The organism is Microbacterium sp., from assembly GCF_044508325.1.
GTDB lineage: Bacteria > Actinomycetota > Actinomycetes > Actinomycetales > Microbacteriaceae > Microbacterium.
The window spans coordinates 1-25,279 of sequence record NZ_JBIQHX010000031.1; the positions used below are offsets into that span (position 1 = coordinate 1).

Annotated in this window: 30 protein-coding genes and 1 pseudogene; 12 read left to right on the forward strand and 19 right to left on the reverse strand. The window is 71.3% G+C overall.

Going from position 1 to position 25,279, the window contains the following annotated elements; genetic code table 11:
• The 4 genes from ACIWQI_RS15230 to ACIWQI_RS15245 all read right to left on the reverse strand — a co-directional run.
• Positions 1 to 305 (reverse strand): cytochrome c biogenesis protein CcdA (locus ACIWQI_RS15230; protein ID WP_396658704.1); only part of this gene is annotated, 305 nt, incomplete at its 3' end.
• A complete protein-coding gene (locus tag ACIWQI_RS15235; protein WP_396658706.1) occupies positions 302 to 913 on the reverse strand; it encodes a TlpA family protein disulfide reductase in 612 nt (203 codons plus the stop codon). The genes ACIWQI_RS15235 and ACIWQI_RS15230, both read right to left, overlap by 4 nt.
• On the reverse strand, positions 913 to 1,548 hold the full coding sequence (locus tag ACIWQI_RS15240) for a histidine phosphatase family protein (RefSeq protein WP_396658707.1): 636 nt from the start codon (positions 1,546 to 1,548) through the stop codon (positions 913 to 915). The genes ACIWQI_RS15235 and ACIWQI_RS15240 overlap by 1 nt, the downstream gene beginning before the upstream one ends.
• Positions 1,549 to 1,613: 65 nt before the next feature.
• Positions 1,614 to 3,080: a pyridoxal phosphate-dependent decarboxylase family protein gene (locus tag ACIWQI_RS15245; protein WP_396658708.1), complete on the reverse strand. Its 1,467-nt coding sequence runs from the start codon at positions 3,078 to 3,080 to the stop codon at positions 1,614 to 1,616.
• A 31-nt stretch (positions 3,081 to 3,111) separates the two neighbouring features.
• Here ACIWQI_RS15245 and ACIWQI_RS15250 point away from each other — a divergent pair, with 31 nt between their 5' ends.
• Genes ACIWQI_RS15250 through ACIWQI_RS15260 form a run of 3 tightly spaced genes read left to right on the forward strand, consistent with a single transcriptional unit; the run spans position 3,112 to position 5,620 of the window.
• The gene (locus ACIWQI_RS15250) at positions 3,112 to 3,459 is read left to right on the forward strand and encodes a VOC family protein (protein ID WP_396658710.1); all 348 of its coding nucleotides are present in this window, start codon (positions 3,112 to 3,114) and stop codon (positions 3,457 to 3,459) included.
• 32 nt (positions 3,460 to 3,491) lie between these two features.
• On the forward strand, positions 3,492 to 4,835 hold the full coding sequence (gene aspS, locus ACIWQI_RS15255) for an aspartate--tRNA(Asn) ligase (protein ID WP_396658711.1): 1,344 nt from the start codon (positions 3,492 to 3,494) through the stop codon (positions 4,833 to 4,835).
• A complete protein-coding gene (locus ACIWQI_RS15260; protein WP_396658712.1) occupies positions 4,835 to 5,620 on the forward strand; it encodes a tyrosine-protein phosphatase in 786 nt (261 codons plus the stop codon). Before aspS ends, ACIWQI_RS15260 begins: the two co-directional genes overlap by 1 nt.
• A gap of 53 nt (positions 5,621 to 5,673) precedes the next feature.
• On the opposite strand, the pseudogene ACIWQI_RS15265 reads toward ACIWQI_RS15260, so the two are convergent.
• Together ACIWQI_RS15265 and ACIWQI_RS15270 are read right to left on the reverse strand one after the other, a co-directional pair.
• Positions 5,674 to 5,751: pseudogene (locus tag ACIWQI_RS15265) on the reverse strand (DUF4287 domain-containing protein); the annotation flags it as partial.
• 1 nt (position 5,752) lies between these two features.
• Complete coding sequence (locus ACIWQI_RS15270; protein ID WP_396658713.1) at positions 5,753 to 6,982, reverse strand: serine hydrolase domain-containing protein; 1,230 nt, start codon at positions 6,980 to 6,982, stop codon at positions 5,753 to 5,755.
• 113 nt (positions 6,983 to 7,095) lie between these two features.
• Here ACIWQI_RS15270 and ACIWQI_RS15275 point away from each other — a divergent pair, with 113 nt between their 5' ends.
• Positions 7,096 to 7,278 carry a YegP family protein gene (locus ACIWQI_RS15275; RefSeq protein ID WP_396658714.1) on the forward strand — a complete coding sequence of 61 codons (183 nt, stop codon included), beginning with the start codon at positions 7,096 to 7,098 and terminating at the stop codon, positions 7,276 to 7,278.
• Between the two features lies 1 nt (position 7,279).
• Here ACIWQI_RS15275 and ACIWQI_RS15280 read toward each other — a convergent pair whose 3' ends face one another.
• The 8 genes from ACIWQI_RS15280 to ACIWQI_RS15315 all read right to left on the reverse strand — a co-directional run bounded on the left by ACIWQI_RS15280 (position 7,280) and on the right by ACIWQI_RS15315 (position 11,869).
• Entirely contained in the window at positions 7,280 to 7,543 is a 264-nt protein-coding gene (locus ACIWQI_RS15280) for a glutaredoxin family protein (RefSeq protein ID WP_396658715.1), read from the reverse strand.
• Positions 7,544 to 7,837 (reverse strand): rhodanese-like domain-containing protein, encoded by a 294-nt coding sequence (locus ACIWQI_RS15285; protein ID WP_396658716.1) that lies wholly within the window; start codon positions 7,835 to 7,837, stop codon positions 7,544 to 7,546.
• A gap of 4 nt (positions 7,838 to 7,841) precedes the next feature.
• Positions 7,842 to 8,597: an amino acid ABC transporter ATP-binding protein gene (locus ACIWQI_RS15290; protein WP_396658717.1), complete on the reverse strand. Its 756-nt coding sequence runs from the start codon at positions 8,595 to 8,597 to the stop codon at positions 7,842 to 7,844.
• Positions 8,594 to 9,385: an amino acid ABC transporter permease gene (locus ACIWQI_RS15295; RefSeq protein ID WP_396658719.1), complete on the reverse strand. Its 792-nt coding sequence runs from the start codon at positions 9,383 to 9,385 to the stop codon at positions 8,594 to 8,596. The genes ACIWQI_RS15290 and ACIWQI_RS15295 overlap by 4 nt, the downstream gene beginning before the upstream one ends.
• Positions 9,386 to 9,417: 32 nt before the next feature.
• Complete coding sequence (locus tag ACIWQI_RS15300; RefSeq protein WP_396658721.1) at positions 9,418 to 10,245, reverse strand: transporter substrate-binding domain-containing protein; 828 nt, start codon at positions 10,243 to 10,245, stop codon at positions 9,418 to 9,420.
• 199 nt (positions 10,246 to 10,444) lie between these two features.
• On the reverse strand, positions 10,445 to 10,543 hold the full coding sequence (locus tag ACIWQI_RS15305; protein ID WP_003792170.1) for a 30S ribosomal protein bS22: 99 nt from the start codon (positions 10,541 to 10,543) through the stop codon (positions 10,445 to 10,447).
• 93 nt (positions 10,544 to 10,636) lie between these two features.
• The gene (locus tag ACIWQI_RS15310; RefSeq protein ID WP_396658722.1) at positions 10,637 to 10,828 is read right to left on the reverse strand and encodes a helix-turn-helix domain-containing protein; all 192 of its coding nucleotides are present in this window, start codon (positions 10,826 to 10,828) and stop codon (positions 10,637 to 10,639) included.
• Between the two features lie 108 nt (positions 10,829 to 10,936).
• Positions 10,937 to 11,869, reverse strand: coding sequence for a TetR/AcrR family transcriptional regulator (locus ACIWQI_RS15315; RefSeq protein WP_396658724.1), 933 nt, complete (start codon positions 11,867 to 11,869; stop codon positions 10,937 to 10,939).
• Between the two features lie 83 nt (positions 11,870 to 11,952).
• Here ACIWQI_RS15315 and ACIWQI_RS15320 point away from each other — a divergent pair, with 83 nt between their 5' ends.
• Positions 11,953 to 12,834 (forward strand): ATP-binding cassette domain-containing protein, encoded by an 882-nt coding sequence (locus ACIWQI_RS15320; RefSeq protein WP_396658725.1) that lies wholly within the window; start codon positions 11,953 to 11,955, stop codon positions 12,832 to 12,834.
• Entirely contained in the window at positions 12,831 to 13,628 is a 798-nt protein-coding gene (locus tag ACIWQI_RS15325; RefSeq protein ID WP_396658727.1) for an ABC transporter permease, read from the forward strand. Before ACIWQI_RS15320 ends, ACIWQI_RS15325 begins: the two co-directional genes overlap by 4 nt.
• A gap of 19 nt (positions 13,629 to 13,647) precedes the next feature.
• Here the strand turns inward: ACIWQI_RS15325 and ACIWQI_RS15330 are convergent, their stop codons facing one another.
• Complete coding sequence (locus tag ACIWQI_RS15330) at positions 13,648 to 14,061, reverse strand: ArsR/SmtB family transcription factor (protein ID WP_396658729.1); 414 nt, start codon at positions 14,059 to 14,061, stop codon at positions 13,648 to 13,650.
• Between the two features lie 99 nt (positions 14,062 to 14,160).
• Here ACIWQI_RS15330 and ACIWQI_RS15335 point away from each other — a divergent pair, with 99 nt between their 5' ends.
• Together ACIWQI_RS15335 and ACIWQI_RS15340 are read left to right on the forward strand one after the other, a co-directional pair.
• The gene (locus tag ACIWQI_RS15335; RefSeq protein ID WP_396658730.1) at positions 14,161 to 15,603 is read left to right on the forward strand and encodes a TrkH family potassium uptake protein; all 1,443 of its coding nucleotides are present in this window, start codon (positions 14,161 to 14,163) and stop codon (positions 15,601 to 15,603) included.
• The gene (locus tag ACIWQI_RS15340) at positions 15,596 to 16,267 is read left to right on the forward strand and encodes a potassium channel family protein (protein WP_396658732.1); all 672 of its coding nucleotides are present in this window, start codon (positions 15,596 to 15,598) and stop codon (positions 16,265 to 16,267) included. The genes ACIWQI_RS15335 and ACIWQI_RS15340 overlap by 8 nt, the downstream gene beginning before the upstream one ends.
• Before the next feature lie 82 nt (positions 16,268 to 16,349).
• On the opposite strand, the gene proC is transcribed toward ACIWQI_RS15340, so the two are convergent.
• Positions 16,350 to 17,183 carry a pyrroline-5-carboxylate reductase gene (proC, locus tag ACIWQI_RS15345; RefSeq protein WP_396658734.1) on the reverse strand — a complete coding sequence of 278 codons (834 nt, stop codon included), beginning with the start codon at positions 17,181 to 17,183 and terminating at the stop codon, positions 16,350 to 16,352.
• A gap of 114 nt (positions 17,184 to 17,297) precedes the next feature.
• Between proC and ACIWQI_RS15350 the strand changes: the two genes are divergently transcribed.
• The 3 genes from ACIWQI_RS15350 to ACIWQI_RS15360 are packed head-to-tail and all read left to right on the forward strand — an operon-like array spanning position 17,298 to position 20,354.
• Positions 17,298 to 18,410 (forward strand): alpha/beta fold hydrolase, encoded by a 1,113-nt coding sequence (locus tag ACIWQI_RS15350; protein WP_396658736.1) that lies wholly within the window; start codon positions 17,298 to 17,300, stop codon positions 18,408 to 18,410.
• A gap of 31 nt (positions 18,411 to 18,441) precedes the next feature.
• On the forward strand, positions 18,442 to 19,407 hold the full coding sequence (locus ACIWQI_RS15355; RefSeq protein WP_396658738.1) for a cation diffusion facilitator family transporter: 966 nt from the start codon (positions 18,442 to 18,444) through the stop codon (positions 19,405 to 19,407).
• Positions 19,408 to 19,427: 20 nt separating this feature from the next.
• A complete protein-coding gene (locus tag ACIWQI_RS15360; protein WP_396658740.1) occupies positions 19,428 to 20,354 on the forward strand; it encodes an LLM class F420-dependent oxidoreductase in 927 nt (308 codons plus the stop codon).
• A 52-nt stretch (positions 20,355 to 20,406) separates the two neighbouring features.
• Here the strand turns inward: ACIWQI_RS15360 and tadA are convergent, their stop codons facing one another.
• Entirely contained in the window at positions 20,407 to 20,877 is a 471-nt protein-coding gene (tadA, locus tag ACIWQI_RS15365; protein ID WP_396658741.1) for a tRNA adenosine(34) deaminase TadA, read from the reverse strand.
• A 38-nt stretch (positions 20,878 to 20,915) separates the two neighbouring features.
• On the opposite strand from tadA, the gene upp reads away from it, so the two are divergent.
• Positions 20,916 to 21,548, forward strand: a complete 633-nt coding sequence (gene upp, locus ACIWQI_RS15370) for a uracil phosphoribosyltransferase (protein WP_396658742.1) — start codon at positions 20,916 to 20,918, stop codon at positions 21,546 to 21,548.
• A gap of 44 nt (positions 21,549 to 21,592) precedes the next feature.
• Here the strand turns inward: upp and ACIWQI_RS15375 are convergent, their stop codons facing one another.
• Entirely contained in the window at positions 21,593 to 21,928 is a 336-nt protein-coding gene (locus tag ACIWQI_RS15375; protein ID WP_396658744.1) for a DUF3467 domain-containing protein, read from the reverse strand.
• A gap of 17 nt (positions 21,929 to 21,945) precedes the next feature.
• On the reverse strand, positions 21,946 to 25,279 hold a 3,334-nt coding region (locus ACIWQI_RS15380), incomplete at its 5' end, for an AAA domain-containing protein (protein WP_396658745.1).

Below are 25,279 nucleotides of genomic sequence, written 5' to 3' on the forward strand. Positions count from 1 at the left end.
TCGGCTCGCTCAACGACCGGGAGGCCGCTCCCCGAGCCTGTCGCGCTCCCCGAGCCTGTCGCGCTCCCCGAGCTTGTCGCGCTCCCCGAGCCTGTCGCGCTCCCCGAGCTTGTCGCGCTCCCCGAGCTTGTCGCGCTCCCCGAGCTTGTCGAGGGGCGCGGAGCCACCGCGCCGCCGATGAAGCCGAGATAGCCCGGCACGAGCGGAAGCACGCAGGGCGAGAGGAACGACAGCAGACCCGCCGCGAGCGCGATCGGGATGGCGATCCACAGTGCGCCGCCGGCGACGGCGGCCTCGATGCTCATGACCGCTCCGCGAGCGTCTCGCGCACGAGGGTCGACAGGATCGACGGGCCCTCCAGCTGAGAGATGATGCGCGCGGCGACGCGCCCCTGCGCGTCGAGCACGAGTGTGACCGGCACGGCGGTCAGGGGCGCCGAGTCGGCGAACGCGAGCTTGAGCGGGGCATCGTCGATGGCGATGAGGCTGGGATAGGTGACCCCGTGCGCCTTGGCGAAGGCGATCGCGGTCTCCGGCTGGTCGTAGATGTTGATGCCCAGGAACTGCACGTCCTCGTCGAGGTACTCCTGGTGCACCGCCTCCAGGTCGGCCGCCTCGGCGCGGCAGGGCGCGCACCCGGCGTACCAGAAGTTCACGACGACGACGTCGCCCGCCGTGTCGGCGTCCGAGACGGACTCACCGGTCTCGGTCACGCCGGAGAACACGACCGGCGCCCCGCGCTCGGCCTCGGGGATCTCCACGACCCGGAACTCGCCTGACACGTAGCCCTTGTTGCTGCCGGCGCGGTACTCCTCGGCGAGCGGGTCGGCGGCGCACGCGGCGGTGCCCGCGAGCAGGCCCAGGGCGACCAGGGCGGATGCCGCGCGCCGCCACGCCGATGTCGTGCGCCGCATCACACGGCCCCCACGTCGACGGCGCCGACGGTCGACGCCGGCTCGGCATAGGCGACCTCGATCCAGTCGCCCTTGCGGGTGCGCTCGAAGCTGGTCACGCTCGACAGCGCGCAGCGGCGGGTGCGCGGATCGTGCCGCAGCGACTCGCCGGCGATCGCGAGGTGCGTGATCCAGATCGGCGCCTGGTGCGACACGATCACGACGTCGCCGGCGTCGGCGGTCTGCCACGCGGCATCCATCGCCTCCTGCATCCGTCCCGCGATGCTCGCATACGGCTCGCCCCAGCTGGGGACCGACGGCCGCACGAGGTGCCGCCAGTTCAGCGGGTTCATGAGGGCGCGCTTCATGCGCCGGCCCTCGAAGACGTTCGTGGGCTCGATCACCCGCTCGTCGATGACAGGCTCGAGTCCGAAGAGCTCGGTGAACGGCTCCGCCGACTCGCGGGTGCGCTGCAGCGGCGAGGCGATCAGGGCGCCGACACGGTCCCGCCCGAGGCCGCGGACATGCTCGGCGGCCGAGCGGGCCATGCGACGGCCGTGGTCGCTGAGCCCGTAGCCCGGGAGCCGCCCGTAGAGCACGCGCTGGGGGTTGTGGACCTCCCCATGGCGCACGAGATGAAGGCGATCGGCGGGCACCAGTACAGTCTACGGCGGCGGTGCCTGTGCACCGGCTCTGCGGGGCCGCGCCGAGGTGTCCGGGGTCAGGGCCCGACGGTGCGGGCGAGCAGTTCCACGAGCAGCCGCTCTGCCACCTGGTGCGGCAGCGCCTCGACGAGGGCGAGGAACGGCGCCATCTCGGCGGGCAGCGCGCCGTCGCCACCGAGTCCGATGGCGGCCAGCAGCGCGCCGGCGGTCGCCGAGTCCAGCTGCGACGGCAGCGCGCCGCCGAGACCGGCGAGGACGGCGGCCCCGTCGGCCGGCGGCATCCCGCGCACCGCGTCCGCCGCGGCGACGAGCGCCGGGATCAGCTCCGGAAGGCCTGCCTCGGTCACGGGCGTCACCGTGAAGTGGGTCGTGCGCGGCAGGCGACTGCCGTCGTGCTGCACGAGACCGGGCTGCTGCTGCAGCACCCACCCGGCGGCGCGCACGCGGTCGGCCCAGTGGTGCGGGTCGACGCGGTGCTCCGGCGCCACCGACTCGTCGGCGGCGACGGCGAACAGCGGCCCTGCCGGATCGCCCACCACGTGCAGGCCCTCGATGCTCGCGACGGCGTCGACGAGCGCGCCGGTGGCGCGCGCGCTCTGCGCGGCGAGCTCGGCGAAGCCCTGCGCGCCCAGTGTCCGGATGATCGCCCAGGCCGCCGCGAGCGCACCTGCCGACTTCGATCCGAGCAGGGTCGGGTTGACGACCGGGTAGCCGGGCCAGTCGGTGGTCGCGAAGTACTGCGCGCGGTGGCGGTCCCGGGTGTCGTGCAGCAGGACGCTTACGCCCTTGGGCGCGTAGCCGTACTTGTGCAGGTCGGCCGACAGGCTCGTGACCCCGGGCACCGACAGGTCCCACGCGGGCAGCTCGGCCGGCCAGAACGGCAGGATCCACCCGCCGATGCACGCGTCGACGTGGCACGCGATGCCCGCCTGCGCGCAGGCCGCCGCAACCTCGGCGACGGGGTCCATCGCCGCGAACGGATACGAGGGCGCCGACACGACGACCAGCGCCACGTCCGGTCCGAGCCGGGCGGCGACGGCCGCGGCATCCACTGCTCCGGTGAGCGGCGAGACCGGCACCGCGTCGAAGGCGAGGCCGAACAGCTCGGCGGCCTTGCGGAAGGCGGCGTGGACCGTGACCGGCGCGACCAGTCGCGGGACCGCGGTGGCCGCCTCGCGCGCCGCGCCGCGCCACAGGTCGCGGGCCGTCCTGACCGCGAGCAGGCAGGACTCCGTCCCGCCCGAGGTCACGCTTCCGGCGGCATCCGCGCCGGCGCCGAGGATGCCGCGCGCGAACCCGAGCACGTCCCGCTCGAGCGCGGCGACCGAGCGGAAGGCGGTGGGGTCGAGGCCGTTGACTGCCTGCATGCGCCGCGCCGCCTCGGCGGCCAGCTCGTCGAGTTCGGCGCGTCCCGTGTCGTACACGTACGAGAGCACACGCCCGCCGTGGGTGGGGGCGTCCTGCGCGCGCAGCGCATCGAGTTCGGCGAGGATCGCGGCGGCGTCGCGGGACGGCTCTGTCATCCCGGCATCCTATGCGCGTAGTGTCCGGCACATGAACGTGACGCAGATCATCCCCGACCTCCGCGTGGACGACCTCGACGAGGCACGCCGGTTCTATGCCGGCTTTCTCGGGATGACCGAGGAGCCGATGGGGCTCGACTGGGTCACCCGCTTCGTCGCGCCGAGCGGCGCGATGCTGCAGGTGCTGACGCGGGACGCCCACGCCCCCGAAGACCCGGTGCTGTCGGTGCGGGTCGACGACGTCGACGCTGCGTATGCGGCCGCGCAGGAATCGGAGTGGGAGATCGTGCATCCGCTGACGACCGAGCCGTGGGGCGTGCGGCGCTTCTTCGTGCGCGCGCCGGACGGCGCGGTGCTCAACATCCTGCAGCAGCACTGAGGGCCGAAGGCTCCCCCGTAGACTTGACCCTCGTGAGTCAACGCGTCCTCGTCAGTCAGCTGCAGGCCCGGGAAGACGGGCCCGTCTCGGTGTCCGGATGGGTCGAGACCGTCCGCGATCAGAAGAAGGTGCAGTTCGTCATCCTGCACGACGAGACCGGCGCGGTGCAGCTGGTGAACCCGGCGACCCGGGAGCTGCCCGAGGACGCGGATGCCGGCGCCCACGCCGCGCTCGCGCTCACCGACACCATCTCGAACCTCGCCACCGGCACGTTCCTCACGGTGCACGGAGAGCTCAAGCACGACGAGCGCGTCAAGCTCGGCGGCGTCGAGATCAAGATCCACACGCTCGACATCGCGGCCGCAGCCCTGCCGGAGACGCCGATCGCCGCCGACAGCAGCCTCGACAAGCGGATGGACTGGCGGTTCCTCGACCTGCGCCAGCGGCGCAACAACCTCGTCTTCCGCGTCCAGACCACCCTCGAGCACGCCATGCGCACGTTCTGGGTGGAGCGCGACTACATCGAGATCCACTCCCCCAAGCTCATGGCGACCCCATCGGAGTCCAACGCCGAGCTCTTCTCGCTGGACTACTTCGAGGACAAGACGGCCTATCTGGCGCAGAGCCCGCAGTTCTTCAAGCAGATGGCGCAGTCTGCCGGCTTCGGGAAGGTGTTCGAGATCGCGCCGGCCTTCCGCGCCGACCCGTCGTTCACCAGCCGCCACGCTACCGAGTTCACGAGCATCGACGCCGAGATCAGCTGGATCGAGTCCCATGAGGATGTCGCGCGCATGCAGGAGGAGCTGCTGCAGACCGCGTTCCAGGCCGTCAAGGACAAGCACGGCGACGAGATCCAGGCGCTGTTCGGACTGGAGGTCGTCGTGCCGAGCATCCCGTTCCCGCGCATCCCCCTCGCCGAGGCCCGCGAGATCGTGGCGGCGCGCGGCTACGACATCCCCCGCACCGACGGCGACCTCGATCCCGAGGGCGAACGGCAGATCTCCGCGCACGTCGAGGAGACCTACGGGCACCAGTTCGTGTTCATCACCGACTACCACCCCGAGATCCGCGCGTTCTACCACATGCGCGACGCAGACACCGGACTCACCAAGAGCTACGACCTGCTGTACAAGGGCGTCGAGATCACGACCGGCGCGCAGCGCGAGCACCGCGTCGACGTGCTGATCGAGCAGGCGAAGGAGAAGGGGCTCGACCCCGAGCACCTCGACTTCTACCTCGACTTCTTCCGGTACGGCGCGCCGCCGCACGGCGGCTTCGGCATGGGCCTGGCACGCCTGCTCATGCTGCTGCTCGGCCAGGACTCGATCCGCGAGGTCACCTTCCTCTTCCGCGGACCGACGCGCCTGGCGCCCTGATGACCCCGATCGAGGGGCTGCGCAACTTCCGCGACGTCGGCGGCCTGCCGCTGACGACGGGCGGCACCACCCGCCACGGCGTCCTGTTCCGCTCCGACGCTCTCGGTGCCCTGACACCCACGGGGCTCGACGAGCTCGCCGCCACCGCGATCGGCGTCGTCGTCGACTTCCGCACCCCCGCCGAGCGCCGCATGGCACCGGACCGGCTGCCCGACACGCGCCGCTTCGAGACGGTCGAGCTGTCGATCCTGGAAGGGGCGACCGCTCAGCTGGCGCAGGATCTGCTGTCGGCCGGCGGCCCGGATCCGGCCCTGATCGCGCAGGCGATGCGCAGCCTTCCCACACTGGGAGAGCTGTATGTCGGGATGCTGAGGCACAGCGCGCCGGCGTTCGCCCGGGTGGCACGGCTGATCGCGGCCTCGCACGACGACGCGCCGACGGCCGTGCTCGTGCACTGCACCGCCGGGAAGGACAGGACGGGGGTGGCGACGGCGCTGATGCTGGATGCCGCCGGCGTCGCGCGCGACGCCGTGATCGCCGATTACGCGGCCTCCGAGACGAGGCTCGCGGGGCCCTGGGCCGACGGCATGCTCGGCGCGGTCGCCGCGATGGGCGTGCCGCTCACGCCCGAGCTGGAGACGCTGCTGACCCGCACGCCGCCCGCCGCGATCGAGGAGGCGTTCGCGTGGATCGACGCCGAGCACGGCGGATCGTCCGCGTACCTGCGCGCCGCGGGCGCGACCGACGCCGAGCTGGAGGCCCTCGGCGCGCGGCTGGTGCCCTGAACCTCGTCGTCGACCTCGTCGACCGTGCCGGCGTCGTGTGCCCGGTGCATCGTGACGATGAGGTTGGCGAAGCCGTGCGAGACGCCGTGCTCGGATGTCAGGAACGCGAGCGCCTGACCGTGCTTGTCCAGGTCAGGGTGCGGGCGGGATGTGCTCGGGCGTGAGGGCCTCGGCGATCGAGGTCCAGATCGTCGCCGCGTAGTTGGTGTTCGGCGTCGAGCCCGCACCGGTGACCGCGAGCAGGGCGACCGCCAGGTCCTCCTCGGGGAGGTAGGCGTGCACGCCGCCGGCGCCGCCGAACAGAGGCGCCTGCTGGATCCACCCCGCGCGCACGATCACGCCCAGGCCGTAGTACTGCTCGTCGTCGAACTGCCGGCACACCGTGCACGTCGCCGGCGGCGGGGCGAGCCGGGCGGTCTCGGGCGCGATCATCAGCTCGAAGGACGCCGGCTCCAGCAGCTCCCCGGTCCCGATCGCCCGCGCCGAGGCGACCATGTCGCAGATGTCGGTCGCGATCACCGACCCGGGCGCGGTCTGCCAGGACGGGTTCCAGTACGTCGTCTCCTCGAACACGCCCCGCTCGGTGCTGAACGTGTGCAGCACCGGGTTCGGCAGGAGGGGCGTCAGCACCGGGGCCGTGCTCTGCAGCCCCAAGGGCTCGATCACCCGCTCCGACAGCAGGTCGCCCAGGGGCGCGCCGCCCGCCGCGGCCAGAGCCTCGCCCAGGATGACGTAATTCGTGTGGGCGTAGTTCCACGCGGTGCCCGGCTCGTACCAGGGCGGTGTGGTGAACGCGTAGTCGATGAGCTCCTGCGGGGTGAGGTGCTGGAACGGGTCGGCGAGGAAGCGATCGACGAACCCGTCGTCGGGCACGTAGTCGGGGTAGCCGGACGTGCTGGCCACGAGCATCTTGAGGGTGACCGCGTCGGCACCCGGCACGTCGAGGTCGGGCAGCCACGTCGCCACGGTGTCGTCGAGGCTCACCACGCCCTCCTCCGCCATGAGCAGCAGAAGGGTGCCCATGTACGCGAAGGCGACGTTGCCGTTGCGGAAGTGCATGTCCTGCGTGACGGGGATGCCGGTGACCGAGTCGCCCACGGCGCCCGCTGCGATGAGCTCGTCGCCGCGGGTGACGCGGTAGAGCACGGAAGTCAGGTCGTCGGCGGCGACGGCGGCGCGGACGATGCCTTCGATCGTCGCGCCGTCGGCGCCCACTGCCACCGCCTCGTCCGTGCATGCCTGGGTCGCGGAGGCCGTCGGGGTCGGGGTCGCCTGGTCGGCCGCCGGACCGGCCCCGCAGCCACCCACAGCCAGCAGCGCGGTCATCGTCGCGGCGAGGACCGTCCCGCCGAGACCACGCATGCTCGAACGATACCGCAGCGGCAGGCACGGCAGTCTTCCGCCCCGTTGCGCGTTCCGCTAGCGTGAGTCGCGACGGGCCGACGAGGGCCCGTCGCGAACGCGAGGGGACAGCGATGGCGGGGAAGTTCGAACTGTGGACCGACAAGGGCGGCGACTGGCGCTTCAACCTGAAGGCGTCCAACGGCCAGGTGATCGCGACGAGCCAGGGCTACTCGTCCAAGGCCGGAGCCCTCAACGGCATCGAATCGGTCCGGACGAACGCCCCGGGCGCTCCGGTCGTCGAGATCGAGAAGTAGCTCAGCCCGCGGCTTCGAGCAGGGCCGCGCGCAGCCGGTCCGGCGCCACGCGCCAGTGCGCGTGCAGGGCGCCGTCGACGAGCACCACGGGGATCTTCTCCCACCACAGCGCGTAGAGCGCGGGATCGTCGAGGATCGAGCGCTCGTCGACCTCGATGCGTTCCGCGGTGCCGTCGGGCAGCTCGGCGAGGACCTGCTCGACGACCTCGTACGCGACGTCGCAGAGGTGGCAGTCCGGCTTGCCGATGAGCGTGAGCGTGGTCATTCAGCGCTCGACCGGGTAGCCGGCGGCGATCCAGCCGTTCGTGCCGCCGTCGACATTGGTGACGTCGTAGCCGCGGGCCTGAAGCGCCTCGGCGACGCGGGCGGATCGTCCGCCCACGGCGCAGATGACGTCGAACGCGCCCTCGGGCAGCTCGTGCAGGCGCCCGCCGAGCGTCGACATGGGCAGATTGATCGCGCCGGGAACGCGCGCGGCGGCGAACTCGTCGACCTCCCGGACATCGATGAGCGGCACGCCCTGCCGTTCCCGCAGCTGCTGGACGGTGATCGACTTCACTCGTCTACAGTACCCGCGACAGGAAGTTCCGAGTCCGCTCGTGCTGCGGGTTCGCGAGCACCTCGCGGGGGTTGCCCTCCTCGACGATGACCCCGCCGTCCATGAAGATGAGGCGGTCGCCGACCTCGCGCGCGAAGCCCATCTCGTGCGTCACGACGAGCATCGTCATCCCCTCGTCCGCGAGCGCGCGCATCACCGCGAGCACCTCGCCGACCAGCTCCGGATCCAGCGCCGAGGTCGGCTCGTCGAAGAGCATCATGTCGGGATTCATGCACAGGGCGCGGGCGATCGCGACGCGCTGCTGCTGCCCGCCGGACAGGTGGGACGGGTAGGCGTCGGCCTTCTCGCTGAGCCCGACTCGGCCGAGCATCTCGTGGGCGACCCGCTGGGCCTCGGCCTTCCCGCGCTTGAGCACGCGGCGCTGGGCGATCGTGAGGTTGCCCAGCACCGTCATGTGCGGGAAGAGGTTGAAGCTCTGGAACACCATGCCGATGCGCGTGCGCACCCGGTCGATGTCGGTCTCCGGGTCGAGGATGTCGATGCCCTCGATGAAGATGTTCCCGTCGCTGGGCTCTTCGAGCAGATTCACCGACCGCAGCAGCGTCGATTTGCCCGAGCCGGACGGGCCGATCACGCACACGACTTCGCCCGCCCGGACGGTGAAGTCGATGCCGCGCAGCACCTCGTTGTCGCCGAATCGCTTCACGAGCCCCCTGAGCTCGATCGCCGGGGCGTCCACCTTGATCAGATCGGTGCTCATCGCTGCCTCGCCAGCCGTCGTTCCATCCACGCGACCACGCGCGTGAGCGGGATGGTGATGATCAGGTACAGCATCGCCGCCATCACCAGGGGAGTCGAGTTCGCCGTCATCGTGCTCGCGTCGCGCGCGAAGGTGGTCAGCTCCTTCGTGAAGATCGTGGAGCCGGCGATGAACAGCAGCGAGGTGTCCTTGAGCAGCAGCACGAACTCGTTCGTCAGCGGCGGGATGATGATGCGGAACCCCTGCGGCAGGATGATCCAGAACATCGTCTTCATGGGCGACATGCCGAGGGATCGGGATGCCTCGGTCTGCCCCTTCGGAACGGCCTGGATGCCGGCGCGGATCACCTCGGCCATGTACGCCGACGCCACGAGGATCAGAGCGAGCAGCCCCGCGCCCACCGGCTGGAACGGCACCCGGACATCGAGTGCGATGGGCAGCATGAACGCGACCGCGAAGATCGTCAGCAGCGCCGGCAGGCCGCGGAAAAGCTCGATCCACGCGGTCGCGAACCAGCGGTACGGACCGATGCTCGACAGCTTCATGATCGCGAAGAGCACGCCCAGCAGCGCGCCGCCGACGAACGCGATGATCGTGAACAGGATCGTGTTCACGAGCGCGACCGTGATGATCTGCGGGAAGAGCTCGGCGGCGACCTCGGGGTTGAAGAACTGGTTCGCCAGGCGCGTCCAGTTGGTCGAGACGAGGACCCACACGATGACGGCGAAGAAGATCACATACATCGTGCCCCGGTACAGCCGGGACCGGGTCCTGCGCTTCAACGCCATCGTCGTGCGGTCTCTCTCGCGTCTGCGTCAGATCAGTTCGCGGAGAAGTACTCGTCGTAGATCTGCTGGTACGTGCCGTCCGCGCGCAGGTCCGCGAGAGCCGCGTTCACAGCCTCCAGCAGCGCCGTGCGCTCGCCCTTCGCGAAGGCGAAGCCGTACTGCTCGTCGGTGTTGTACTCCTCGACGATGACGAACGTGCTGTCGGCGCGCTCGTGCTCGACGTTGACGGGCTGGTCCTGCAGGATCGCGTCGATCACGCCGCCCTGCAGCGCCGGCCACAGCTCGCCGTCGGACGGGAAGCTCAGGATCTCGGTGCCCTCGGGGACGTTCTCGGTGGCGTACGCCTCACCGGTCGTGCCCTGCTGGACACCGACCTTCTTGCCCGCGAGGTCGTCGATCGAGGCGATGCCCGAGTCCGTCGAGACCAGCAGCGACTGCAGCGAGTCGTAGTACGGGTCGGCGAAGTCGAGGTTCGCCTCGCGCTCGGGCGTGATCGTCATCGCGGAGGCGGCCATGTCGCACGTGCCGGCGACGAGGGTCGTGCCCGACTGCAGACCGTCGAAGCCGACGACCTGGATCGAGACGTCCAGGCCCAGCGACTCCGCGATCGCGGCGACCAGGTCGATGTCGAAGCCGGAGTAGCCGCTCGGGCTCGAGGAGTCCTCGAACTCGAAGGGCGGATAGGGGATGTCGGAGCACACCGTGAGGGTGCCCGCCTGCACGAGGCTGAAGTCTTCGCCGGCGGGGGGCTCGTCCGTGCTCCCGTCTGATGTGCCTCCCCCGCCGGCGCAGCCGGTGAGGGCGAGGGCGGCCGTCGCGGCGATGCCGAGGCCGAAGAGGAACGTGTTTCGACGTTGCATGGTGACTCCTGAGCAATCCGGGGTCGCTCGCGTGCGAGCGCTGCGTCCGTGCGCACACGGATCGGCCCCCATCCTGCCATGCCCGCCCGTACGTTCACGGCGCCTGCGCCCCGGACGAGGTCACGGTTCGATTGCAACCCGCCGCCGGGGAGCACGAAGCGCCCGCCCCGGAGGGGACAGGCGCTCGGTGTGGTGCCGCTTACTTCTTGTTGCGGCGCTGGTGGCGAGTCTTGCGAAGCAGCTTGCGGTGCTTCTTCTTCGCCATGCGCTTGCGGCGCTTCTTGATGACAGAACCCACAGAGAACCTCACTGAGTCGGAGTACGGCGCACAGGCGCCGCCGGGCAAGAACGGAAAATGCCGTCGTTCAGTCTATCAGGTGGTCGAACGCGCTCAGCCGGCATCGGCGGCAGGGCGCCCCAGCGCCTCGGTGACCGCCGACTCGGGCACACGGTACGAACGCCCGAAGCGCACCGCGGGCAGCTCCCCGGAGTGCACCAGGCGATACACCGTCATCTTCGAGACGCGCATGATCTCGGCGACCTCGGCGACGGTGAGGAATCGCACGTCCGGCAGCTCGGGCATTCGCTCCCCTTCTCCCCGCTTCAGCCTGCAGATGCAGTGGCCACACTCTATTGCCTCTGTGCGACCCGTGTAAACACGTGTGATCCGTGTGAACACTGGGATCGGGCGTCAATTCTGCCGGCGCAGCCGCTCCCTCGCCTCCCGCGCCACCGCTCGCGCCGCCTTGCGAGCGTCGCGCAGCGCCCGCTCGGCCTGTCGCACCGCCTTCTGCGCCTCGCGGTAGCGCTTGTCGGCCAGGAGCGCGGAGTCGTCGTCGCGCTCCGCGGCGGACGGCGGGGCGGCGGGATGGGGGGCTGAGGCGATGTACGCCGCGACGCCGTCGAGGGCGCGCTCGACGCCGAACCGGAACGGATCGCCGTCGTCGAGGAAGACGCCGGCCGCGATCGCGGCGGCCAGGTGAGGATACGCATCCTCGGTCACCAGAGCGCGGAACAGGGCGTCCTCGCGCGCGGTCAGCTCGGCCGCGGTGACATCCGCCTCCCGCTGCGTGCGCGCGTACCCGGCGAACACGATGCCGGTCCACCGCGCCAGCCCGGTGACCAGCAGCATCACCGAGAGGCGCTCCTCGTGCGACAGCGGCGTGTCCGCGAGGGCGTGCAGTCCGGCATCCATCCAGGCGGCGCTGTTGGGAGTCACCGGGGAGCCGGTGATCGGGATGTCGAGCACCCACGGGTGCCGCACATAGCGGGCGACCTGCCCGTCGTACAGGGCGGTCAGCTGCGCACGCCAGTCGCCCGCGGTCCGGCTCGCCTCCGAGGGGAGGCCGACCGCCTCCTCCTGCATGAGCAGCAGCAGGTCGTCCTTCGCGGTGACGTAGCGGTACAGCGACATCGGGGTGAAGCCCAGCCGCGCGGCGACCGCACTCATCGACACCGCGGCGAGTCCGTCGGCATCCGCGACCTCGATCGCCGCCTCGACGATCCGCTCCACCGACATCTCGCGCTTGGGGCCGCGCTGCGGGTTCGCGGCGATCCCCCAGGCCAGTGCGATGGCGCGCGGCAGCTCGAGCTCGGCGGCATCCGACTCCGGGGTCTCGCTCATGCCTCCATCCTAGGACTGTTTATGGCCTAAATCGTGTGTTACCGTCATATACAGTTTCTGCTGTACACAGTGAGGAGGAGAGCATGGAGCACGCGATCGATGCCACGGGTCTGACGGTGGCGTTCGGGCGACACAGGGTGCTCGACGGACTCGACCTGCGCGTCTCACCCGGCGAGGTGTTCGCTCTGCTCGGGCCGAACGGCGCGGGGAAGACCACGACCATCAACGTGCTCACCACGCTCGTGCGGCCCGACGGAGGTCGGGCGCGGGTGGCGGGGGCCGATGTCGCGGCGCATCCGGAGCTCGTGCGCCGGCGCATCAGCCTCACCGGGCAGACGGCCGCCGTCGACGAGGTGCTCACCGGCACCGAGAACCTCGTGATGATGGGCCGCCTGTCGGGACTCAGCCCGCGCGACGCACGCACGCGAGCGTCCGCCCTGCTGCGCTCGTTCGACCTCGGCGACGCCGCGGGGCGCCGTGTCGGGACCTACTCCGGCGGCATGCGCCGTCGGCTCGATCTGGCACTCAGCTTCGTCGTGCCGCCCCGGATCCTCTTCCTCGACGAGCCGACCACCGGCCTCGACACCCGCAGCCGGCGCGAGCTCTGGGGCGTCATCCGCGGCCTCGCCGCGGAGGGCACGACGGTCTTCCTGACCACGCAGTACCTCGAGGAGGCCGATCAGCTCGCCGACCGCATCGCCGTGCTCGACGGCGGCCGCATCGTCGCCGAGGGCACGCCGGCCGCCTTGAAGGCCCGCGTGGGCGGCGACAGCGTGCGGCTGCACGGACCCGACGACGCCCTCGTCCGCGAGATCCCCACCGACGGCTCCGTCGCGGGCCTGCGGCGGGCGATCGACGAGCTCGCCGACGTCGGGGCGGAGGGCGCCGTGACGCTGCACCGCCCGACCCTCGACGACGTGTTCCTGACCTTGACCTCCGGTCCGCGCATCAAGGAGTCCGCATGACCTCGCTCCCCCTCGCTCCCGCCCCGCGCACCCGGCCGCGGCCGCTGACGGCCGAGCGCGTCTTCGTGCGGCGCTCGCTGCTGCACTCGCTGCGCGACGGCGAATCACTGCTCATGGCCGTGCTCCTGCCGGTGCTGCTGATGCTCATGTTCACGTGGGTGTTCGGCGGCGCCATCGACCCCTCGGGCGGCTACGTCGACTACGTCGTGCCCGGCATCATCCTCATCTGCGCCGGGTTCGGCGCCTCGTCGACGGGCGTGTATGTCGCCGGCGACATGCGCGCCGGGATCATCGACCGGTTCCGCACGATGCCCCTGCGGGCCAGCGCGGTGCTGACCGGGCACGTGGTCGCGAGCCTGCTGCGCAACCTCGTGGCCACCGGCATCGTGATCGGCGTCGGTCTGCTCGTCGGCTTCCGGCCCACCGCCGATCTGTGGGGCTGGCTCGGCGCGATCGGCATCATCGCCCTGTGGATCCTCGCGATCACCTATCTGTTCGCGGCGATCGGGCTCGCCGCCGGCAGCCCCGAGGGCGCGAGCGGCTATGGGTTCATCCTGCTGTTCGTGCCGTACCTGTCCAGCGCCTTCGCACCCATCGAGACGATGCCCTCGTGGCTGCAGCCCATCGCGCAGCACCAGCCGGTCACCCCGATCATCGAGACCATCCGTGGCCTGCTGATGGGCGCCCCGCTGGGCACCCAGCCGCTGTGGGCGCTGGGCTGGTGCCTGCTGATCCTCGCGGTCGCGTACGGGTGGGGCGCCTGGCTGTTCCGGCGGCGGGCGGGCAGGCGATAGAGCGGATGCCGCGGCGCCGCTACGCGCCGAGCTTCTTCAGCGCGCCGGTGACCGCGTGCTTGGCCGACGCGGCGACACGGCCGATGCCCTCTGCTGCGCGGGCGGCGGATTCGGGCAGCGCCGCGCCCACCGACGCCACGGCGGCCGCGGCATCCGATTCGTCCAGGAGGAACGGGACGAGCCAGTCGTCGACCTGCTCCAGGGGTTCGGCGACGATGCTGTAGAACCGGTGCTGGCCGTCCTCCCGCACGGAGACGAGATGCGCCTCGCGCAGCACCTTGAGGTGCTTGGAGACGGTGGGCTGGCTGACCCCGAGCTCCTGGACGATCTGCGAGACGCTCGTGCCCTGCTCGCCGGCCGCGGAACGCTCGCGGAGCAGCTGCAGGATGTCGCGCCGCGTGCCGTCCGCGATCACGTCGAAGATGTCCGCCATGTGCTCAGATTAGCCGGGCGTCGCGCGGAGTACCATGACGAGGATGTCAGTGCGAAGGCGCCGCCCCGGGCGGGCGTCGCGGGCCGAAGGGGGGCGCACATGGCAGCCGACCCGCTGCGAAGGCCCGCGCGGCGGGGACTGATCGACCGGCTCGCCGACCTCCGGGACGGCCTGCGCAACCTCACGACATCGTCACCGGCGCGCTTCGCGGTGCTGGTGTTCGTCGCCCTCATCCTCATCTTCACCTTCCTGTACTCGCTGCCCGCGGCGGCGGCCGACGGGCAGCGCACCCCCTTCGCCGACGCGCTGTTCACCGCGGTCTCCACGATCTGCGTCACGGGCCTTGCGACCGTCGACATGTTCACGCACTGGTCGCCGTTCGGACATGTCATCACCTATGTCGGCGTCAACGTCGGCGCGCTGGGAGTGTTGACCCTCGCGTCGATCCTGGGCCTGGTGATCTCCAAGCGCCTGGGGCTGCGCGCCAAGCTCATCGCCGCGGGCGACTCGAACCCGCTGCGCGCCCGCGGCGGCCCCGTCAACGAGGGCCAGACGGTGCGCCTGGGCGAGGTCGGCCAGCTGCTGGCGACCGTCGCCCTGTCGACGCTCGTGATCGAGGCCGTGCTCGCGTTCCTGCTCTACCCGTCGCTGGTGTGGGCGGGCATCGACCCGCTCGCCGCACTGTGGGAGGCGCCCTACTACGCGGCGATGGCGTTCACGAACACCGGCTTCGTGCCCAACGCCGACGGCCTGCTGCCGTTCCAGGACGACTACTTCCTGCTCGGCGTCCTCATGGTCGGGGTGTTCCTCGGCTCCATCGGATTCCCGGTGATCTTCACGCTGTTCAAGCACCACTGGCATTTCCGGCAGTGGTCGCTGCACGCCAAGCTCACCCTGATCACGACGGTCGTGCTCTTCGTCGCGGGGGCGCTCGTGTTCCTCCTGCTCGAGTACGACAATCCGCGCACCTTCGGCGGGCTGGATGCCTGGGACACCACCTTCCAGACGTTCTTCCTGTCCGCGATGACCCGCTCCGGCGGGTTCTCCGTGATCCCGATCGACGACCTGCACGGCTCGTCGCTCGTGGTGGGCTCGATGCTCATGTTCGTCGGCGGCGGTTCGGCGTCCACCGCCGGCGGCATCAAGGTGACCACGCTCGCCGTGCTGGCCCTCGCCGCCTTCTCGGAGGCGCGCGGCCGCTCGTCGGTGCAGGTTTTCCGCCGCCGCATCCCCAGCGACGTGCAGCGCGTGGCGCTGTCGGTCGTCGCGTGGGGCGCGACGATCTGCGCGCTCTCCACGATCACGATCGCCCAGCTCACCAAGGCACCGGTGGGGGCGGTGATGTTCGACGTCATCTCGGGCTTCGCCACCGTCGGCCTGTCCACGGGGCTGACCGAGCAGCTGCCCGATCCGGGGATCTACGTCATGGCTCTGACCATGTTCATGGGCCGCGTTGGTACAGTGACTCTCGCCGCGGCCGTGGCCGCGACATCCCGTACGCAGCTCTACTCGCTGCCGGTGGAAAGGCCGATCGTTGGTTGAGCAGATCCGCAGCGACGCTCCCGTCCTCGTCATCGGGCTCGGTCGGTTCGGGGCCGCCTGCGCCGGAGAGCTCGACCGCCTCGACCGCGAGGTGCTCGCCATCGACGAGAACCTCGACCTCGTGCAGAAGTGGTCGGAGCGGGTCACCCACACCGTGCAGGCCGATGCCCGCAACGTCGACGCGCTGAAGCAGATCGGCGCCCAGGACTTCCAGATCGCCGTGGTCGCCGTCGGCACGTCGATCGAGTCATCCGTGCTCATCACCGCCAACCTCGTCGACCTGAAGGTCCCGCAGATCTGGGCCAAGGCGGTGTCGCAGTCGCACGGCAAGATCCTGGCGCGGGTGGGGGCGAACCACGTCATCTACCCCGAGCGCGAGGCCGGCGAGCGCGTCGCCCACCTGGTGAGCGGGCGGATGCTCGACTTCATCCGCTTCGACGACGACTTCGTGCTCGCCAAGATGTACCCGCCGAAGTTCGTCCGCGGCGTGGGGCTGAACGAGTCCGGCGTGCGGACGAAGTACAACGTGACGGTGGTCGGCGTGAAGAGCCCCGGCAAGCCGTTCCGCTACGCCGAGGCCGACACCGTGGTCACCAACCACGACCTCATCATCGTGTCGGGGACCAACTCCGACATCGAGCGCTTCGCCGCCCTCGACCGCTGACCGTCGGCCCTGACTACGCGCCCGCGAGTACCTCGGCACGCCGCGGCGCGGCCGCGCGGCAACCGTCGCTCGCCCCGGGCGCCTACGCGCCCGCGGCGAGCTCGCGGGCGCGGGCCAGGGCGGCGTCGGTCGCGCGGCCGAACACCTCGTCCAGGCGCGCGTCCTGCAGCACGGCGACGGCGCGCTCGGTGGTGCCCTTGGGGCTCGTCACCCGGCGGCGCAGCTCGGCGGGGTCGTCCCCGGTCGCCTCCAGCAGCGCCGCGGCGCCGATGAAGGTCTGCTCGGCCATGAGCCGGGCCTCGGGCTCGGCGAAGCCCTTGCCGACGGCGGCCCGGGTGAGCTCCTCGATGAGCAGGAACACATAGGCGGGCCCCGAGCCCGAGATGGTCGACAGCGCGTCGATCTGCCCCTCGGGCAGCTCGATCACCGCTCCGCACGTCTCGAACATGCGACGCACCACCGCGACGTCCCCGGCGGTGGCGGTCGATCCCGCAGCGAGCCCGGTGACCGCCTTGCCGACGAGCGCCGGTGTGTTCGGCATCGACCGCAGGACCGGGATGCCGGGGCCCAGGATCTCTTCGAACGTCGCGATCGGAACGCCCGCCGCGAGGCTCACGACCACCGTTCCGCGGCGCAGCACCGGGGCGATCTCGCGCAGGAGCTCCGGCACCATCGCGGGCTTGACCCCGATCAGCACGATGCCGGCCGCGGCGGCGGCATCCCGGTTCCCGCTCGGCTGCTGCTCGAGCGCGATGCTCGTGACGCCGGGGATGTCGGAGAGCTCGGCCGCCTTCGCCGCCGTGCGGTTGGTGGCGGTAAGGCCCGCGGCCAGGCCCGACGCCGCGACGCCCCGCAGGACCGCGCCCCCCATCGAGCCGGCGCCGAGGATCGCGATCGGAGGCAGTGCGTCAGGCATGCCGACATCCTACGATCCGGCGCAAACCTGAAAGGTCATTCACCTCCGCGGGCCTGCGCGTTATAGTCGGAGTCGACGGGGGTGAGGATGCCTCCGCCCGACCGGAGGACGTACATGACACTCTTCGACGGCATCACGAGCCGCCTCATCGAGACACCGCGTCTGAGCGTGAACATCCTGGAGCGCGACGGCGACGACCCCGCCACTGGGCCGGAGCGCACGGTGGTGTTCGTGCACGGCAACGTGTCGTCGTCGCTGTTCTGGCAGGAGATCATGCAGGACCTGCCCGGCGACCTGCGCGTCATCGCCATCGACCTGCGCGGATTCGGCGAGAGCGAGAACGCGCCGGTGGACGCCACGCGGGGTCTGCGCGACTACAGCGACGACGTGTTCGCCGCGCTCGAGGCGCTGGAGATCCCCACGGCGCACTTCGTCGGGTGGTCGATGGGCGGCGGCGTCATCATGCAGTACGCGCTCGACCATCCCGCGCTGAGCCTCACGCTCCAGGCGCCGGTGTCGCCCTACGGATTCGGCGGCACGCGCCGCGACGGCTCGCGTCTGACCGACGACGATGCCGGCTGCGGCGCCGGCGGCGCGAATCCGGACTTCGTCGAGCGGCTGTCGACGAACGACACCTCCGATGAGGCGCCGACGTCGCCGCGCAGCGTCTTCCGCGCCAGCTACGTCGCACAGGGCTACACGAGCGAGCATGAAGACGTGTGGGTCGAGTCGATGCTGACGACCTCGACCGCCGAGGGCAACTACCCCGGCGACGCGACGGTGAGCGAGAACTGGCCCGGGTTCGGCGCCGGCGACTACGGCGTCCTCAACACGATGGCGCCGAAGCACTTCGACGTCTCGAGCATCGTCGACCTCGACCCCAAGCCGCCGATCCTGTGGGTGCACGGCACCGCCGACGCGATCGTGTCGGATGCCTCGTTCTTCGACATCAACAACCTCGGCGCCCTGGGCGTGATCCCCGGCTGGCCGGGGGCCGAGGTCGCCCCGCCGCAGGAGATGGTGTCGCAGACGCGCGATGTGCTCACCCGCTACGGCGACGCCGGCGGCACGGTGGTCGAGCTCCAGCTGGAAGGCGTGGGCCACTCGCCTCACCTGGAGCGGCCGGCGGAGTTCCGCCGCGCCCTGCTGGAGACGATCGGCTACGTGGGCGCCGCCGCCGACCCCGCGCCTCCGACGGAGGCGATCATCCTCAAGTCCTCCGACTGAAGCCGGGCGCGCACGTCCCTAGACTCATAGCATGAGTGCATCCGGCGGCGGCAAGGCGATCATCGCGGCGTTTCTCGCGAACATGGGGATCGCGATCGCGAAGTTCGTCGCCTGGCTGCTGTCCGGCTCGGCGTCGATGCTGGCCGAGGCGATCCACTCCGTCGCCGACTCGGGCAATCAGCTGCTGCTGCTGTTCGGCGGGCGGAAGGCCAAGCGCAAGGCCGACCGCGAGCATCCCTTCGGGTACGGACGCGAGCGCTACGTGTACGCGTTCGTCGTCGCGATCATCCTCTTCTCGGTCGGCGGCCTGTTCTCGATCTACGAGGGCGTCGACAAGCTGACGCATCCGCACGAGCTGGAGAACATCTGGATCCCGATCGGCGTGCTCGTGATCGCCATCGTGCTGGAGTCGTTCTCGCTGCGCACGGCGGTCAAGGAGTCCAACCAGGTGCGCGCCAAGGGCCAGTCGTGGATCTCGTTCGTGCGCCACTCGAAGGCGCCTGAGCTGCCCGTCGTCCTCCTCGAAGACATCGCCGCGCTGGTGGGGCTGGTGTTCGCGCTGCTGGCCGTCAGCCTGTCGGCGATCACCCACAACCCCGTCTTCGACGCGATCGGGACGCTCATGATCGGCACCCTGCTGATCCTCGTCGCGATCACGCTCGGCATCGAGACCAAGAGCCTCCTGGTCGGCGAGGGCGCAACCCAGGGCGACCTGGACAAGATCATCCGCGCCATCGAGTCCGGCCCTGAGATCGAGCGGCTCATCCACATCAAGACCCTCTACCTCGGCCCCGACGAGCTGCTCGTCGCCGCCAAGCTCGGCTTCGCGGCCGACAAGCCGCTGGGCGCGGTCGCCACCGACATCGACACGGTGGAGGCGCGCGTGCGCGCCGCCGTTCCGGTGGCTCGCGTCGTCTACTTCGAGCCGGACATCTACCGGCCGGCCAAGGGCGAGGGCCCGCCGACCGACGCGATCGTGCTCAAGTCGGAGGACTGACGCCCTGGAAGACTGGGGCCATGGAGTTCACGATCTTCACCGAGCCCCAGCAGGGCTTCTCGTACGACGATCAGCTCGCCTTCGCCCGCGCCGCCGAGCGCACCGGGTTCGACGCGTTCTTCCGGTCCGACCACTACATGCGGATGGGCGCGGGCAGCCCGCTGCCGGGGCCGACGGATGCCTGGACCACGCTGGCGGGACTGGCCCGCGAGACCTCGACGATTCGCCTGGGCACCCTGGTGTCGTCGGCGACGCACCGGCATCCCGCCGTGCTCGCGATCCAGGTCGCGCAGGTGGATGCCATGTCGGGCGGGCGGGTGGAGTTCGGCCTGGGAACCGGCTGGTTCGAACAGGAGCACATCGCCCTCGGCATCCCGTTCCCGAACAAGCGCTTCCCCCCATTCGAGGAGCAGCTGGCGATCGTGACCGGGCTCTGGGCGACCCCGGTCGGCGAGACCTTCTCGTTCGACGGCGAGCACTACACGCTCGTGGACTCCCCGGCGCTGCCCAAGCCCGTGCAGTCGCCCATGCCCGTGATCGTCGGCGGCACCGGCGCACAGCGCACGCCCCGGGTGGCGGCGCAGTACGCGACGGAGTACAACCTCGGCTTCCAGCCCGAGGCGGTGATCGCCGAACGGTTCGCCGCGGTGCGAGCCGCCTGCGAGCGCATCGGCCGCGACCCGGCGTCGCTGAAGATGTCGGTCGCACTCACCACGTTCGCAGGCGCCGACGAGCGCGAACTGGAGCGGCGAGCCGAGGCGACAGGGCGCACGCTCGACCAGGTGCGCAGCGATCGCAACATCGTCGGCACGCCCGACCAGATCGCCGAGAAGGTGGCGCGGCTGCGCGAGCTGGGCGCCCAGCGCGTGCACTTCCAGCTGCTGGACCTGCGGGATGTCTCGCACGTCGAATTCCTCGGCACCGAGGTGCTGCCGCTGCTGCGCTAGAGGCCGTCGCCTCCCCATGTCGTCTCGCGGGCCGGGCTCGCTCGGCGACCGCTCAGGCGCGGCGCTGCTCGAAGAACGCCTGCAGCAGGGTCGCCGCCTCGTGCTCGCGCACTCCGGAGACGACTTCAGCGCGCGACGGCAGCCGCCGGTCGCGCACGACGTCGTACGTCGATCCGGCGGCGCCCGCCTTCTCGTCCCACGCGCCGAAGACCAGCCGCGACACCCGGGCCTGCAGCAGCGCGCCGGCGCACATCAGGCAGGGCTCCAGGGTGACCACGAGCGTGCAGCGCTCGAGGTTCCACGACCCGAGGGACCGGGCGGCCTCGCGCATCGCGACGATCTCGGCGTGGCCGGTGGGGTCCGCATCGACCTCGCGACGATTGCGACCCTCGCCGATCACGGTGCCGGAGGCATCCACCACCACCGCGCCGACCGGCACATCGCCGTCCGCCTGCGCCTCGCGGGCGAGGGCGAGCGCGCGATCCATCGCCGCCTCGTCGGTCACCCGCGCACCCAGAGCCACGTGCACAGCATACGGCGCCAGCCATTACTGTGGGCGTCATGCGCGTGCACGTCACAGACCATCCCCTCATCACCCACAAACTGACCGTGCTGCGCGACGAGCGCACGCCGTCGCCCGTGTTCCGCCAGCTCACCGAGGAGCTGGTGACCCTCCTCGCCTACGAGGCGACCCGCAGTGTGCGGGTGTCCCCGCTCGATATCACCACCCCGGTCGCGCCGACCACGGGCGTCCGCATCAGCGAGCCGCGTCCCATCGTCGTGCCGATCCTGCGCGCGGGCCTGGGCATGCTCGAGGGCATGGTGAAGCTGCTGCCCACCGCCGAGGTGGGCTTTCTCGGCATGGTGCGCGACGAGGAGACGCTGCAGCCCACGACCTACGCCGAACGGCTGCCCGCCGACCTGAGCGACCGGCAGTGCTTCGTGCTCGACCCGATGCTGGCCACCGGGGGTTCGCTGGGTGCGGCGATGGACTTCCTGTTCCGCCGCGGCGCCCGGGACGTCACCGCGGTGTGCCTGCTCGGGACGCCCGAGGGGGTGTCCGCGATCGAGAAGACCGTCGAGGGCCGCGACGTCACGATCGTGCTCGGCGCGCTCGACGACGGCCTCAACGAGAAGGGCTACATCGTCCCGGGTCTGGGCGACGCCGGCGACCGGCTCTACGGCACCGTGTGAGTCCCCTAGCCGGGTGAGTCGCCGGGCAGGGGGATGCCGCAGCGTCAGGCCGCGCCGGATCCCCCGTCGAACAGCGGGTCGGACGGCGGGCGGCGCCCCGTCTCCTGCTCCCACATCTCCAGCTGCTGAGTGAGGGCCTTGGCGAGCTCGAACACCTGCTCCGGCGGGATCCGGATGCGGCTGACCACGCGCGCCGGCACGACGAGCCGCGGCTCGCCGGTTTCCGGGTCCGGCTCTTCGTGCGGCGGCTGGGCGAGCGTGACGAAGTCCATCACGAACACGGTCGGGGTGTGCCACACGTTCGCGAAGTCTGCGTAGCTGCCGGGCACCACCTCGGAAGGCAGATCGAACTCGAAGTGGCTGGGCGGGTCTGGTGTCACGCGGGCACCTCCTGCCGTCAGTCTACGGGCGGCACCGCGCGCACCAGCCGGGCGAACGCGCTGAGTCGCGTGACGCCCTCCGGCGTGCGCGGCAGCTCGTCGAGCAGGCCCGGCGAGTACACCAGGTAGGCGGCGTGCTGTGCGCGCGAGACGGCGACGTTGAGCCTGTTCTGCAGCAGCAGGAAGTCGGGTCCGCGGGGCGCGTCCCGCCCGGAGGATGCCGCGAGCGACACGATCGCGACGACCGCCTCCTGGCCTTGGAATCGGTCGACGGTGCCGACGGGGATGCGGTCCCACCCCGCCGCGGCGAGGGCCTCTTCGACCATCACCTGCTGCGCGTTGTACGGGGTGACCACGATGAGGTCCTCCTGCCCGAGCGGCCGGGGCGGCAGCATCCGCACCTCCCCGTCCGCCTGCTCGGTGGCCGTCCAGGGCCGCCCCAGCAGGTCGCGGACGATGGCGACGACCTGCTCCGCCTCTTCCGGAGACTGGGTCGAGTTCCCGCGGTGCCGCACCGGCCGCGGATGCAGACCCGGCTCGACGCCGTCCAGGGTGCGCAGGGCCGTCGAGGGATGCGACGCAAGCCGGCCCGCGTACGACAGGTGGGACACCGGCCGGGCGACGTCGGGATGCATGCGCCAGGTGCGGGCCAGGAAGAAGCCGAGCTCGGGCGGGATCACCTCGGCCCCGTCGAGCACCCAGCCCAGTGCCGAGGTGTCGACCGGCTCCGGGTGCGTGCCCTGGCTCACCTGGGGCAGTTGCTGCGGGTCGCCCAGCAGCAGCAGGCGGCGAGCCGCGCACGCGACGGCGATCGTGGAGGCGAGCGAGAACTGGCCGGCCTCGTCGATCACCAGCAGGTCGAGACTGCCGCGCGGCACCCGCTGCTCGTGACTGAAATCCCAGGCCGTGCCCCCGACGACGTACCCCGTGTCGTCGTGCTCGGCGGTCCAGGCGGCCATGCCGGCCTTCGGGATGACCGTGAACGGCTGCGCCGCGCCGGAGCCGTCCTTCGGCGCCTTGCCGACGAGGTCTTTGGGAACGCCGGCGGCGACGACCCTCTCGAGCATGTGCTCGACGACGGCGTGCGACTGGGCCACCACGCCGATCTTGAAGCCGTGCTCGGCGACGAGGCGGGCGATGACGTGCGATCCCACGTAGGTCTTCCCGGTCCCGGGCGGACCCTGGACGGCGAGGTAGCTGCGGTCGAGGTCGAGGATCGCCTGAGTGATGTCGGCGACGTCGTCCCCCGTGCCGCCGGTTCCGACGGTCCCCCCGCGGCGGCGCGGCGGCCGGCGGCGCAGGATGTCCGTCGCCGGATCCTCGGGGAACCCGGGCGCCGCGGCGATGACCGCCTCCGCCCACGCCTCGATCGCCGTCTGCTGCCGGCCCGCGTGCGGAGGGGCCGTCGGGGTCAACGCGACGGGCAGTTCGTCCCACGTCTGCCCGTCGGCGGCGGACTCGGCGATCACCGCGCCGTCCTCGATCACCTCGAGCACCTCGATCGAGCGCGCTGCGTGGATCCAGCGCGGTGCCGCGGCCACCGGGAACGGCGCGGGCAGCTCGTACACCGCGTACGGTCGCTGCCCCTCGCTGAGCCGGGTCCCCGGTGCCGGCGCTCCGCGCAGGCGGACGATGCGGCGCACCGAGCGCGGACCCTCGTGCCAGTCCTCCATCACCTCGGAGCGCTCGGGGTCGATCACGACGACGTCGCGCTGGTCCTCCCACACCGAGACCGGTTCGCGCAGCCGCAGGAAATGCGCGACCCAGAAGGTCTTCGCCTCCCGCGGGTAGTAGTCGATCGCCGCCGCGCCCAGCCGGAGCGCGCGCACGTCGGCATCTTCGGGACCGGCATCCCGCTCCCGGTCGGCCGCGAGCCGCAGCAGCGCCTCGGACTGGGGCTTCGGCTCGTACGCCGCCTCGCTGGGCTCCGGATCGATGGTGGGGGTGAGGTCGGCGGCGATCGCCCGCTGCACGAGCCAGTCGCGCAGCCGCAGCGTCGAGACGCAGTCGTACCGGTTGTAGTCGGCGAGGTCGTCCAGGATCGCCTGCGCCTCGGCATCCCTCCCCGCGTCGGCGAGGGCGCGCGCCTCGACGTACCGGACGATCGAGTCGTCGCCCTTCTGCACCTCGCTGGTGCGCACCTCGTCGCCCATGTAGAGCGGCTCGAGCTTCTTGATCGAGTACGAGCGCGAGCCCACCCGCAGCGCGCGGCGCACGATGGGATAGAGGTCGACGAAGACGCCGTCGCGCAGCAGCCGGTCGACCTCGGCCTCGCCGACGCCGTACCGGCGAGCCATCTCGAACAGGTGGGTGGGCTCGTAGGGCGCGTAGTGGTAGATGTGCATGCCGGGGTGCTGCCTGCGCCGCAGCTCCACGAACTCGAGGAACTCGAGCAGCGCCCGCTTCTCCGCCGCGAAGTCGTGCGCCCACAGCGCCGTGTACTGCTCGCGGGTGTCGACCCAGCCGAACAGGTAGTCGATCCCCCACATCGTCGTCGCGCCGTCGCCGCTGCTTCCGCTTCCGCTTCCGCTTCCGATTCCCGAGCCAGTCGAGGGACCGGCCGCCGGAGCTGCCGCGGCCGGCTCGCTGTACAGCGGGTCGCCCTCGAAGTCGAAGAACAGGTCGCCGTGGTCCGGCCGGGGCAGGGCGCCGAGCGCCGTCGGGAAGACCACCTCGTACGTCGGGACGGGCGGCGGCGGCGCGGGAGCCGGGGACGCGGGTGGGACCAGCGGCGGGATGCCGGCCGGGCTCTCGAGCTGGAGCCGCGCCTGGGTGCGCAGCATCGCGAACGTGTCGGCACTCATCCGCGGCGGCGGCTCGGCCGCGACGGCGAGCTCGTCGATGGTGCGGATGCCGGCATCGCGCAGGCGACGGCGCTGCACGGGGCGCATGCCCGCCACCACCAGCAGGTCACGGTTCGCGACGACCTCGAGGTCGCAGGTGGCACACCGGCCGCAGGCGGTGACCGACAGCTCGCCCCGCTCGTCGGCCCATGCGATCGGCTCGCCGGCGGCGCCGAGCTCGATCCGGCGGTCGGCGATGAGTGCGCGCAGCCGCGCCCGGCGCAGCTCGAACGTCGGCAGCAGCGTGTCGACGCTGTGGCTGCTGACCGTGCCGTCGCCCAGCAGCAGCTGCACGGTGTCGGAGCGGGGGATGGCGAGCCGATCGAGCTGATCGGCGTATGCCGCCAGCTGCATGAGCGCCGTGACCCGGGCGTGCCGCGCGAGCTTCGAATCCTGCACGACCCACCCCGAGGCCGCCCCGCTCCCCCAGCGTTCCCCGGTCCCCGAGCCTGTCCCGGTCCCCGAGCCTGTCGCGCTCCCCGAGCCTGTCCCGGTCCCCGAGCCTGTC